Origin of the sequence: Parasphingomonas caseinilytica (assembly GCF_036663755.1) — a bacterium.
Lineage (GTDB): Bacteria > Pseudomonadota > Alphaproteobacteria > Sphingomonadales > Sphingomonadaceae > Sphingomonas.
In genome coordinates this window covers 1-11,549 of the sequence record NZ_JAXOJL010000016.1, presented here as the reverse complement: position 1 = coordinate 11,549, position 11,549 = coordinate 1, and the positions used below count along the sequence as shown (strand labels likewise).

The window sequence follows — 11,549 nt, the reverse complement described above, 5'->3', positions numbered from 1 at the left end:
AGGATCTGACTTCATGAACGGCGCCCGCGCACTTCTATCGACACTCGTCCTGAACAAGGTGACGGTCTGTTTCGCCAACCCCGGCACCAGCGAAATGCAGTTTGTCGCAGCGCTCGATGCCGAACCGCAGATGCGATCGGTGCTGTGTCTGTTCGAGGGCGTCGCGACCGGTGCTGCGGATGGCTATGGGCGAATGGCGGATACGCCGGCCTGCACGCTGCTGCATCTGGGGCCAGGCTATGCGAACGGCGCGGCAAACCTGCACAATGCGCGCCGCGCCTTTACGCCGGTCGTCAACGTGATAGGCGACCATGCGACCTATCATCGTCAATATGACGCGCCGCTCAACTCGGATATCGCCGCGCTCGCCAAACCTAACTCCCTCTGGGTAGAATCCGCCGACACCCCCGACAGCGTCGCGCCACTCGCGGCGGCGGCGATAACCGCCAGCTACGGCGCGCCCGGTGGCCCCGTCAGCCTGATCCTGCCCGCCGACTCCGCGTGGCTTCCAACCGTGGGCGATCCGGTCGTCGCCGAACGTCCGGTGCCGGCGGCGGTGCCGATGGCGTCGATCGAGGGACTGGCGGACGCGATCCAGGGTGCGGCCAAGCCGGTTGTCCTGCTCGGAGGGCGGGCGTGCCTGGCGGACTCGCTGGTGCAGGCGGCGCGGTTCGCGGCGGCGGAGATCCCGGTCTATTCCGACACCTTCGTGCCACGGCAGCCGCGCGGGGAGGGCGCCTTCCTGCCGCGGAAAATGCCCTATTTCGGCGAGATGGCGCTGGCGGAACTGGCGGGCGTCGATCTCCTCGTGCTGGTTGGTACGTCGCTGCCGGTATCGTTCTTCGCCTATCCGGATCGCCCAAGCGTGCTGGTGCCAGAGGGATGCCGGGTCGAGACGCTCGCGGACCGTTGGCAAAACGCGCCGGCCGCGTTGGCCGCGCTCGCCGATGCGATATCGGCGCCTGCAGAGGGTCCGGTACAGGCGCTCGCGTTGCCGGATGCCCCGTCTGGTGCGCTGAACTCGATGACGGCCGGCGTTTCGATCGCTCGGCATATGCCGGAGAATGCGATACTTTGCGATGACGCGGTGACGTCGGGCGCGCCGATCATGATGGCGACCGCCACGGCGCGGCGACATGATGTGCTTGCGCTGACCGGCGGCGCGATCGGCATCGGCCTGCCGATCGCGATCGGCGCCGCCATCGCCAGGCCCGACAGCAAGGTCTTCGCGCTCAGCGGCGACGGCGCGGCGATGTACACCGTGCAATCGCTGTGGACGATGGCGCGCGAGGCGCTCGACATTGTCATCGTTATCTTCGCCAATCATAGTTACCGGATACTCACCGTTGAAATGTCCCGAACAGGCGCCGGCGATGCCGGGCCGGCGGCGGCCGATCTCCTCGGGCTCGACAAGCCCAAGTTGGATTGGGTCGCGCTCGCGCAGGGTCATGGCGTGCCGGCGGTCCGATGCGAGACGGCGGCGGAATTCGACGCCGCCGTGGCGAATGCGGTGGCGCGCCGCGGTCCGATGCTGATCGAAGCCGCGATCTAGAGTATTGCGATCAACGGGGGCACAGTTCCCCGTCGATCAACCATCCGACAGGGGCAGCAGAGAATCAATGGCAACGATCACCTATGTCGAGCATAACGGCACGCGTCACGAACACCAGGTGGATGACGGTTGGAGCGTCATGGAAGGCGCGGTGAAGAACGATGTTCCCGGCATCGACGCCGATTGTGGCGGGGCGTGCGCCTGTGCGACGTGTCATGTCTATGTCGATAACGCCTGGCTGGCCGCAACCGGCGCGCGAACCGAACAGGAAGCCGAAATGCTCAATTTCGCCGAGAATGTCGAACCCAACAGCCGCCTGTCGTGCCAGATCGAAGTGTCACCGGCGCTCGATGGGCTGATCGTGACCATGCCGGAAAGTCAGCACTGAGAGGCCGAAAGGTCAGCGCCAACGGCGGTCGACCGCCGTGAAATTTGCAGAGGAACCGTAGATGAGCCCCGCCAATCCGCACATCGCCGACTCCGCCGCCGCCGCACCCGTGACGGCGCGCGATACCGCTTACGCGACTCCGCTGGATCAGATCGACCCCGCCCAGCCGGCGCTCTTCGCCAGCGACGAGATGTGGTGGAACTTCGAACGCCTGCGGCAGGAATCTCCGGTCCATTTCACAGCGGAAAGTGCTTATGGTCCCTATTGGTCGGTCACGAAGTACAACGACATCATGGCGGTCGATACCGATCACCAGACATTCTCCTCAGAACCGGGGATCATGATGGTTCCCCCGCTCTCGCCCGGGCAGACGCCAGCGCTCGAAGGGCTTGCGATGTTCATCGCGATGGATCCGCCCAAGCACGACGTCCAGCGCAAGGCGGTCAGTCCCGCCGTATCGCCGACCAATCTTCAGGTGCTCGGGCCATTGATCCGCGAGCGCGCCGCCAAGATCCTTGACGCGCTGCCGATCGGCGAGGAGTTCGACTGGGTCGACAAAGTGTCGATGGAACTCACCGCGATGACACTCGCGACGCTGTTTGGCATGCCACAAGACGATCGGCGCAAGCTGACCCACTGGTCCGATGTCGTCACCGCCGAACCGGGACATGGACTCGTCGAGACCCGCGAACAGAAGCTCGGCATATTCCGCGACTATCACGCCTATTTCACGCAGATGTGGAACGACCGGGTCAACGTCGAGCCGACCGGCGATCTGATCTCGATGCTCGCGCACGATCCCGCGACGCGCGGGATGGGACCGATGGAGTATTTCGGGAACATTATGCTGCTGACCGTCGGCGGCAACGACACGACCCGAAACACGATGACCGGATCGGTTTACGCGCTGCACAAAAATCCCGATCAATACGCCAAGCTGTTGGCCAATCCCGGCCTGTTGCCGTCAATGGTGTCGGAGACGATCCGCTGGCAGACGCCCCTCGCGCATATGAAACGGCGTGCGACGCGCGATGTCGAGTTCCGTGGTCAGCAGATCAAGCGGAACGACACCGTTGTGATGTGGTATATCTCCGGTAACCGCGACGACGAGGTGATCGAACGTCCCAATGATTTCGTCATCGATCGTCCCCGCCCGCGCCAGCACATCTCTTTCGGCTTTGGCATCCATCGCTGTGTCGGCAACAGGCTGGCCGAACTCCAGCTCCAGATTGTCTGGGAGGAGATTATGAAACGCTTTCCCGAGATCGTCGTCGTCGACGAACCGAAGCGGGTCCGCTCGGCTTTCGTCAAGGGGTATGAAACGATGCGTGTCGTCCTGCCCCGGCGCTATTGACCGTTCCCTCTACCGCCCGCAGCGGATTATGCTGGTGCGCCGCGTCCGACTGAATTGCGGTGGTTTCCCGCCGTTGTTCGCGCGTACACTGCAGCGATGGTGCAGCAAGCAAACAATGGTCGCGCGGGTTCGGATAGCGGAGCGGGCGATGTTGCCCCGGTAGAGAGAACGGACCGCCGCAGGGAGCGAACACGACGTCGCCTTCTGCGTGCGGGCTTTGATCTGTTTGGAGAGCAAGGCATCGATGGCGTCGGAATCGATGCGATCATCGCGCGTGCCGGGATATCGAAGCAGACATTCTACAATCATTTCGCCGATCGTGATTCGCTGATCGGCGCGCTGAGACGGATTTCCCGAGGCATATTCGAGGAGGCGGTGGCGACCGCGAACCGCGATGTGGAGGATCCGGTGCGCCGGCTGGTGCGCGGTGTGGCAGTTTATGCGCGGATGGCGATTGGCGATCCGCTCCATGCCAGATTTGTTATCCATGCTTTCGCCCACGATCTCCACGCGGAGCGTGCGCTCGACCGCGGGCTGGAGGCTGACCTGGCGGCAGGCTTGGCCGCAGGGCGATTGGAGTTTTCTACGATGGCGGGTGCAGTCAACTTCGTCAGCGGCGCGACGCTGGCCCTGGTCACAAGCCTGCTACAACGCGGAGATCAAGGCCCGGCCGTCGCGATATGCCAGGAAACGTTGATGTTGTTGCTGCGCGCTTTTGCCGTCGGGGCGGTAGCCGCGCAACGCCTTGCTGCGCAGACCAGCCACGACCTGCTTCAAGAATGTTGACGTTAAGTCAAATATCGTCCAATCTCTGGCTCGCCTCAGCCAGGATGTTAAAATTAGAACGGGGGCACGAATTGCTGACTGTCCTGCGCCACTTGGTCTGCATGATTCGATCATTCGAGGCTCTGCTGCCGACCATGTGGTCAGCTAGGTTACGATAGACCGCTCGATCCAACGCCCCGCGCTGCGGAATTTGGTCGGCTGAGAATGGGGGGCCGGTGACGCCGGAACGTCTGTGAACACAACACCAGCATCGCTGACCGGGTTCGAAGGTCAGGACATTCGTACATTGCTCGACGACAAGTCGGTAGCGCGCGCGGACCACGCGTTTCTGGTGTGGGAGCCATTCGCTGGCGTGGCCCGCCAATGGAGCTACGCGGAGTTTGTCGGTCGTGTCCGCGGCGTCGCCGCCGGATTGCATGCTCGCGGTGTCCAGCCGGGGCAGCGCGTGCTGATCCATCTTGAAAACTGCCCCGAATTCCTGTTCGCCTGGTTCGGCTGCGCCTATCTTGGTGCTGTCGCCGTGACGACCAACACCAAGAGCGTGGCAGACGATATCCGCTATTTCGCCGGGCATTGTGGCGCGGTCGGTGGCGTGACGAGTGCTGCGTTTGCCGATGTCGTGGCCGACGCTTTGGGTGACGGAGCATGGCTGGTGGTCATCGATGACGCCGGCGGGGGGGCGCTGGAGGCCTTTACGGGCGATTCGGCGCTGCTACCGAAACGTGTCGCCGACCAGCATGCCGAGTTCGGTATCCAGTACACGTCGGGCACCACCGCCCGACCAAAGGCTGTGGTGTGGAGCCACGCCAATGCCCTGTGGGGTGGCCGCGTGTCCGCGATGCACGAGGGTCTTGCCCAGGACGACGTCCACCTCGTTTTCCTACCGCTGTTTCACACCAACGCGCAGGTTTACTCGGTGCTGGCGTCGCTATGGGCGGGCGCGACGGTCGTACGACAGCCGCGCTTCTCGGCGTCGCGCTTCTGGCCGGTCTCGCTCCGAAATGGCTGTATGTGGACGTCGGTCGTGCCGTTCTGCACCGCGGCGCTGAAGTCTCAGCCGGTTCCGGCGCGACACAGCTATCGCTTTTTCGGAACGGCGGTTCGGTTCACTGATGTCGAGGACATCCTGGGCGTCCGAACCATTTCATGGTGGGGGATGACTGAAACGGTGACGCACGGCATCGTCAGTGCGCCGACGCGGCCGGTGGCGCCGTTGGGGATGGGAAGTCCTTCTCCCGCGTATGAAATTCTTGTTCTGGATACGGACATGCGCCCAATAAGTCCCGGCGAGGTCGGCGATCTTTACGTCAGGGGACGGCGCGGCGTGCCGCTGTTTGTCGAATATGCTGGTCATCCCTACGCCACTGCGGCGGCGTTCACACCTGATGGTCTCTTTATCACGGGCGACCGCGTTATGCTGGGCGGCGACGGCTCGCTCTTCTTCATCGAACGCGCGAAGGACATGTTAAAGGTTGGGGGTGAGAACGTCGCGGCGTCCGAGATCGAACGCGTAATTGCGATGGTGCCGGGTGTACGGGAGGTCGCTGTCGCCGCCCGACCCCATCCAATGCTGGACGAGGTGCCGGTCGCTTTCGTTATTGCCGACGACGATCCGAGTATTGCTGCACGGATCGAGGCGATCTGTTTGACGGCGCTCGCGCCCTTCAAGCGGCCGGTCGAAGTCCGGCTGGTCGATGATCTGCCGCGGGTAACCTTAAACAAGGTGTCGAAGGCAGCGTTGCGGGCGATGCTGCTGGAGTGATCGGGGGTGGCGAACCGATCAGGGTTCGCGATCGGCGCGGATGATCTGGTCCGCCGCCTGCGCCGCAATAATTCCGGCCTCGGGGCCCTGTACTCCGATACCAGTCAGCATCATCGTCGTCAGCTGCTGCGCGATGCCGACGATCGCCGGCCGCGAGCGTTCGCGAAGGCAGCGCGCCATGCCGGCAAGGCCGATTCCCAAGACGAGAACCGCCGCGATCTCGACGGTGGGGATGCTCAGCCGACCACTCGACAGCCCACCCGACAGGTCGGTGAATGTTCCGGCGTGGAGCGAAGGCGCAGCGCCGAGACCGCTAGCTGCATCGGACCGTACCAGGATCGCGCCGTGTTCGGGTTCGTCAACGACATAGCGAAGGTAGACGCAGAGGCCACGCGCCAAGCGCATCGCTGGATCGGTGATGCCGGCATTCGCGGATCCGACCAGCATCTCAACCTGGGTCGTGATTTCGTCGTTGATTGCCGAGAGCAGAGCATTCTTGTCGTCGAAATGGGTGTAGAAGCTGCCTTTCGCTACACTGGCGCGCTGCACGATATCATCGATCGGCACCGCGTCCATCGGACGCTCTGCGAATAAGCTGCGGCCTGCTGCTAGCAGGGCACTTCGCGTAGCTTCGCCCCGGGACGTGCGCTTCGGCGGAACCGGTATCTTAGTGACAGTCATCGTACTTCCATATCGCGATAAAGCCGAATTGTCGTGAACTGAGCACTCTATAGAAAATCGGTTTGCAAGGACCGCCAGTTTCGAAATCTCCCTGCGGCAGGGCCTCGATCAGCCAGCAGCATAATGCATTCAATAGACCTCGCGTACACTAAATGCAGACCAATCGATTGCTCAAGGGCATTGCCAGACACATTCACGTAAGTTACATGACCAAACAGTCAAGCGCCATCAATGGCGTGACGTTCACGGGCTTTGGCAGTGAGAGAATGAACCGTTCGCGTTTGCGAGCGAGCGTGGTGAGATTTCCACTCCGTGTCGCTGAAGCGGACTTCGTCTCTCTCGGTCGTCCCGGTATTGGGAGAGACTCTCGTCATGCTGATCAATCGATTTCTATGCACTGCGGCAATCCTCGGCGGAGTGCAGTTTCTAACCGGTGCTGCGCTCGCGCAGACTGCCCCATTGGAAGGAGACCGACCCTCTCAGATCGAGCCGGCTGACGGCAGCGCCGCTATAGCGGCGGCCGATCAGGATATCGTCGTGACCGCGCGAAAACGCTCCGAGACTGTGCAATCGATCCCAGTCGCGATCGACGTCGTGACGTCGCAAGATCTCGTGCGAACTGGCTCGGCATCACTGCTTCAGATCGCTAGCGTGGCCCCCGGATTGAATCTGGCAAAGGCACCTACCGGTAACGAAATCGGCCTCACGATCCGTGGCCTCGGATCCTCGCCCGGCGCTCCTTCCTTCGATAGTTCGGTCAGCCTGTTCGTCGATGGGGTCTATGCCCCGCGCAACCGCGAATTCGCAGCGTCGATGTTCGACATCCAGCGCATCGAGGTGGTCAAGGGTACGCAGGCGGCGCTGCTTGGCAAGAATACCAGTCTCGGCGCGGTCAATCTGCTGACGCGCAAGCCGGGCGATGCGTTTGTGGTAGATGCGCGGGCGTCGTACGAGTTCGAACTTGGCTCGAAGCTGCTGACGGGTGGCGTCGATATTCCTCTGGGTGAAACCCTGAAGTTGCGCCTGTCCGGGCAGACGCTCGACGATATGGGGTGGGTCCGCAACGTTATCAGCGGCAAGCGCAACCCGCGTACCAGCGACGATGCGATCCGTGGTGTGCTGGTATGGCAGCCGGGTTCGGGAATCGATGTGACCGCCGTCGCCCAGCACGACATCTCGCACAATTACGGCACACCCGTCGAATTGCTGACGCTGCCGCCAAGCGCTCTGTTGCTGCAGGCACTCGCGGGTGCGCCGGGAACGCTCGACGGCAAGCTCGATCAACGCAACGCCACCAGCTATGGCAGCCTGGGCGGCGAGCAGTTCGAACGCTTCCGCAACGATCGTTATTCGCTTACCGCGAACATCCCCGTCGGCGCGGCGACGTTGACGTCGGTCACCGCCTATTCGAACTACCGCGATAACAACGTCAGCGATTCCGATTTCCAGGCTGGCGATTATCTCAATCGACCCGTTGCCGAACGGTCGAAGCAATTCTCACAGGAACTTCGCATCGTGTCGCCCGGCAAGCAGGCGATCGACTATGTGATCGGTGGGCTTTTTCTGTCGAATATCCTCGACAACCAGACGACTCTGACCGCGAACTACCCGTTTTCGCCGGTTCCAAACGTGCCGCTGAGCGGAGCCTCGACGACGTATTTTTATCAGAAGACGCAGACCTTGTCGGCATTCGGCCAAGCCACGGCGAACATCAGCAGCGCGTTTAGATTGGTCGGTGGAATGCGTTTCACCCACGATACCAAGGACGTCAATTTTAACCGTTTGGTGGTGATCCCCGGATTGTACAGTTTAGTGGTTAATCCGCCTTACGCGCCATTCTCGCGCAGCCGCCGCGAGAACAACGTCGATTATTCTATCGGCGCGCAGTACGATATCTCGTCCGACATCATGGCATATGCCTCCTACGGTCAGGGCACCAAAAGCGGCGGGTTCGCGTCATCGGCGACCTTTCTCGACCGATCGGAATATGCGTCGGAACGCGCCCATACCGCTGAAGTCGGCATTAAGGCCCAGGATGCGGCACGCCATTGGCTGTTGAACATATCCCTCTTCAACACGAACGTCGATAATTTCCAGGTGGTGTCTTTCGACGGCATGGCTTTTCAAATTAGCAACGCCGATCTTCGCAGCCGTGGTTTCGAACTCGAGGGATCCTGGAGACCGATCGACGGTCTGCGGCTTTTCGTGAACAACACCTACGCTGACGCAAAGGATCGGCAGACAGGCGGACCCATCCCGCTCGCACCGAAATGGTCCGGCAGCGGTGGCTTCAACTACCAAACCGCTTTTGTCGGAACGACGACGTTCGCGCTGGATGGGTCAGTCGATTACCGCTCACAGCGTTATTATCAGCAAGACCCGACGGCATCCGTGCCTGGCGAATCATTCACCACGCTGAACCTGTCCGCCGCGATTTCGGGCGCGAAGGAGGCATGGGAGGTGCGGCTGATCGGCCGGAACCTCGCGAACGAGAATGCCGCAGCGTTCACGTTCCTTGCGCCGATAACCGGTGCGCAGGCCGCAGTGTCCGAACGTTCTCGAACGATCGCTCTGCAGCTCAGCGTCAAATATTGACTTTGGCGGTTGGTATCGGCCGGAGAACGGATCAACCCGTCCGTGTCCAGGTCGTAGTCTAGTTGGGAGAGGTTGGGTATGACGCAATATGCGGCGGACCTATATTCGGATGCATCGATTAAGAGCCCCTATGAGCATTATGCGAAGATGCGGGCGCTGGGTTCGGTCGTTGAGCTAACCTCGCATGGCGTGCTTGCGGTTGGGCGGTACGCTGATGTAAGGTCAGTGTTGCTCGATCACGGCAGCTTCGTCTCCGGGCAGGGGATCGCGCTCAATGACCCGATCAACCTTGGAGGAGAGGGGACCACGCTGGCAAGCGATCCGCCGGTCCACCAGAAATTGCGTGGGATCATTGCGGCCCCGCTTCAGCCCAAGGCGGTCGCGCTGCTTCGCAAGCAAATCCAGCAGGCGGCCGACGACCTTATCGATCGCCTCGCCGCGCGTGGCCGGTTCGACGGAGTTGTCGATCTTGCCCGGTTCCTGCCGTTGGCGATCGTATCGAACCTGGTCGGATTGCCAGAGCAGGGGCGCGAAAACATGCTTGATTGGGCGGCGGCGATCTTCGATTGCCTGGGGCCTGCCAATGACCGTTTCACCATCGCCGCGCCGGTGATGCACGAGATGATGGGATATGTCTTTACGAAGGCGGGGCGCGCGCAAGTGAAATCCGACAGCTGGGCCGCACGCATTTTCGAGGCAGCCGATGCCGGCATCGTTTCGCACCAACAGGTTCCAATCCTGTTGCTCGACTATCTCGGGCCAAGCCTCGATACGACGATTTTCGCGACTGCGCATTTGCTCAACCTGCTCGGGCAGCATCCCGATCAATGGCAGCAGGTACGGGCCGATCCGGCGCTGGTCGATAGAGCGATCGACGAGGCGGTCCGGCTCGAATCGCCGATCCGCGGGTTCAGCCGCGTGGCAACCCGCGACATCGAGGTTGGCGATGGCATGGTGCCGGAGGGAAAGCGCGTGCTGGTGCTCTTTGCATCGGCCAATCGCGACGACCGGAAGTGGATCGATCCCGAGCGATTCGACGTGACGCGACCCGACGTGCGGTCGCATGTGGGGTTCGGACTTGGCCGGCATGTTTGCGCTGGTCAGCATCTCGCTCGACTGGAAATGGCCTGCTTAGTGCGGGCGATGGTCGAGCGCATGCCGGAGTTCACGGTGGGTGCGCCCGTGGTACAGGCAAACAACGTCCTTCGCGGCTTCGCGAGCATGCCGGTATCAGTCGTGGGCTGAGCCACCATATTCTTCGGCGACCATCCGTTCGATAATGATAGGTGCGATCGGCGGTACCATCAATGGCAGGCGGCTTGCCTAGCCGGCGCTCGCTGCCGTTTTGCCGACTCGGTCGCTTTTTGATCTGCGGTGAGCGCTCCTTGCTTTTCATCCAATTTGAATGCGGGTTTTCCCGCCTTGCGATGACCTGCGAAAGCGGAGCTGACGATCAGGAGGACCAAGCCCTGCGACGAGCGGATCGCCTTTGATTATAAGCAAATGAGAATTGGTAAGCCGGGGCCGAGGTCATCCGGCGAATGGTGATTTCGAAGCAAACGTTCTATCGCTGGGATGAGGTCCGTGGCGGGCTTGATGCCGGCCCCTTGGTATCTCGACCCCCGGGGCGCTAACCCGGACTGGCTCAGTCGAGGATTGTCGCGATGCACGAAATCATAACCTGGGCTAGTCATCCAGCGGTCGGACCGTGCAAGCCGGCTGGATAACTTTCTCCATTCTGTCCATCGCTTTGCCTGAAAGCGTCAGCAAATCATCCAGATCGCCAGCACCACTGCCATCACGGATCACCAAGCCGATGTTGACGAGATGCATGAGCCAGCGTGCCATCACCGGAGCGGCAACATTAGACCGTTGGCTGACCTCTCTGCCAGATAAGCCACGTCCCTCTGCGTCGGCGACGAACAGCTCTAGAAGTAAATCCCAGGCTGGTTCCGAAAAAAGCTCTGCCGGCAGCAACCGCTGCCTATCGCGCCGAAACTGCAACATGCGAGCCGCTAGGCCAGCAGCCGGATCATTCCCCTGCACGGTGGTCTCCTAATCCCACTCCTACTGATTTTTATCTAACCGCAAACGCAATGTAAATCAGTCGCACAGGCTTTCGAGCCGTGCGGCGATCATGAGCCGCACGTCCTCGCATTTTGCCGCACGAACGAAATCATTCTCCTGTTCGGCGAACATTATCACATCGTCCAGGCTGCTTACCATTTGTTCAAGGCGGCTTCGTCGTTTTATGTCGCGCATCAAGAACTCCTTCGCTGACCAATGAATTGAAAATGAGCATAGAATGCTCCGACCTAGGGTCAGGACCCATTGATGTAAGCGTCGCGATCTGATTCAGGCTCTGCGAGGAGACTGGGCATGAGCGACCTATATTGGCTGACGGACGAGCAGATGGCGCGGCTGGAGCCGT

11 protein-coding genes are annotated in these 11,549 nt (G+C 61.3%); 7 read left to right on the top strand and 4 right to left on the bottom strand.

All coding sequences use genetic code 11. The features are described 5' to 3' along the window. Nucleotides 1-13: 13 nt before the first annotated feature. The 5 genes from U1738_RS19805 to U1738_RS19785 all read left to right on the top strand — a co-directional run bounded on the left by U1738_RS19805 (nt 14) and on the right by U1738_RS19785 (nt 5,842). Nucleotides 14-1,552 carry an acetolactate synthase large subunit gene (locus tag U1738_RS19805; protein ID WP_332790756.1) on the top strand — a complete coding sequence of 513 codons (1,539 nt, stop codon included), beginning with the start codon at nt 14-16 and terminating at the stop codon, nt 1,550-1,552. A 67-nt stretch (nt 1,553-1,619) separates the two neighbouring features. Further along, nucleotides 1,620-1,940 carry a 2Fe-2S iron-sulfur cluster-binding protein gene (locus tag U1738_RS19800; protein ID WP_332790755.1) on the top strand — a complete coding sequence of 107 codons (321 nt, stop codon included), beginning with the start codon at nt 1,620-1,622 and terminating at the stop codon, nt 1,938-1,940. Nucleotides 1,941-2,001: 61 nt separating this feature from the next. Next, nucleotides 2,002-3,294: a cytochrome P450 gene (locus U1738_RS19795; RefSeq protein WP_332790754.1), complete on the top strand. Its 1,293-nt coding sequence runs from the start codon at nt 2,002-2,004 to the stop codon at nt 3,292-3,294. Nucleotides 3,295-3,390: 96 nt separating this feature from the next. Continuing rightward, nucleotides 3,391-4,080, top strand: a complete 690-nt coding sequence (locus U1738_RS19790; RefSeq protein WP_332790753.1) for a TetR/AcrR family transcriptional regulator — start codon at nt 3,391-3,393, stop codon at nt 4,078-4,080. 232 nt (nt 4,081-4,312) lie between these two features. Continuing rightward, a complete protein-coding gene (locus tag U1738_RS19785; RefSeq protein WP_332790752.1) occupies nt 4,313-5,842 on the top strand; it encodes an AMP-binding protein in 1,530 nt (509 codons plus the stop codon). Nucleotides 5,843-5,860: 18 nt separating this feature from the next. Here the strand turns inward: U1738_RS19785 and U1738_RS19780 are convergent, their stop codons facing one another. Further along, nucleotides 5,861-6,523, bottom strand: coding sequence for a TetR/AcrR family transcriptional regulator (locus U1738_RS19780; protein WP_332790751.1), 663 nt, complete (start codon nt 6,521-6,523; stop codon nt 5,861-5,863). 426 nt (nt 6,524-6,949) lie between these two features. Continuing rightward, nucleotides 6,950-7,093 (bottom strand): hypothetical protein, encoded by a 144-nt coding sequence (locus U1738_RS19775; protein ID WP_332790776.1) that lies wholly within the window; start codon nt 7,091-7,093, stop codon nt 6,950-6,952. Between U1738_RS19775 and U1738_RS19770 the strand changes: the two genes are divergently transcribed. Both U1738_RS19770 and U1738_RS19765 read left to right on the top strand, forming a co-directional pair. Further along, nucleotides 7,061-9,118, top strand: coding sequence for a TonB-dependent receptor (locus U1738_RS19770; RefSeq protein ID WP_332790750.1), 2,058 nt, complete (start codon nt 7,061-7,063; stop codon nt 9,116-9,118). The two genes, U1738_RS19775 and U1738_RS19770, sit on opposite strands and share 33 nt — an antisense overlap. 225 nt (nt 9,119-9,343) lie before the next feature. Beyond that, entirely contained in the window at nt 9,344-10,363 is a 1,020-nt protein-coding gene (locus U1738_RS19765; RefSeq protein WP_332790749.1) for a cytochrome P450, read from the top strand. Between the two features lie 441 nt (nt 10,364-10,804). Here the strand turns inward: U1738_RS19765 and U1738_RS19760 are convergent, their stop codons facing one another. Both U1738_RS19760 and U1738_RS19755 read right to left on the bottom strand, forming a co-directional pair. Beyond that, a complete protein-coding gene (locus U1738_RS19760; protein WP_332790748.1) occupies nt 10,805-11,125 on the bottom strand; it encodes a hypothetical protein in 321 nt (106 codons plus the stop codon). 96 nt (nt 11,126-11,221) lie between these two features. Next, entirely contained in the window at nt 11,222-11,380 is a 159-nt protein-coding gene (locus U1738_RS19755) for a hypothetical protein (RefSeq protein ID WP_332790747.1), read from the bottom strand. Nucleotides 11,381-11,549 lie beyond the last annotated feature (169 nt).

Excerpts from the sequence above, each read along its gene's own strand:
- U1738_RS19805 (WP_332790756.1), top strand. The coding sequence starts at position 14 with ATGAACGGCGCCCGCGCACTTCTATCGACACTCGTCCTGAACAAGGTG.
- U1738_RS19800 (WP_332790755.1), top strand. The coding sequence starts at position 1,620 with ATGGCAACGATCACCTATGTCGAGCATAACGGCACGCGTCACGAACAC.
- U1738_RS19795 (WP_332790754.1), top strand. The coding sequence starts at position 2,002 with ATGAGCCCCGCCAATCCGCACATCGCCGACTCCGCCGCCGCCGCACCC.
- U1738_RS19790 (WP_332790753.1), top strand. The coding sequence starts at position 3,391 with ATGGTGCAGCAAGCAAACAATGGTCGCGCGGGTTCGGATAGCGGAGCG.
- U1738_RS19780 (WP_332790751.1), bottom strand. The coding sequence starts at position 6,523 with ATGACTGTCACTAAGATACCGGTTCCGCCGAAGCGCACGTCCCGGGGC.
- U1738_RS19760 (WP_332790748.1), bottom strand. The coding sequence starts at position 11,125 with ATGTTGCAGTTTCGGCGCGATAGGCAGCGGTTGCTGCCGGCAGAGCTT.
- U1738_RS19755 (WP_332790747.1), bottom strand. The coding sequence starts at position 11,380 with ATGCGCGACATAAAACGACGAAGCCGCCTTGAACAAATGGTAAGCAGC.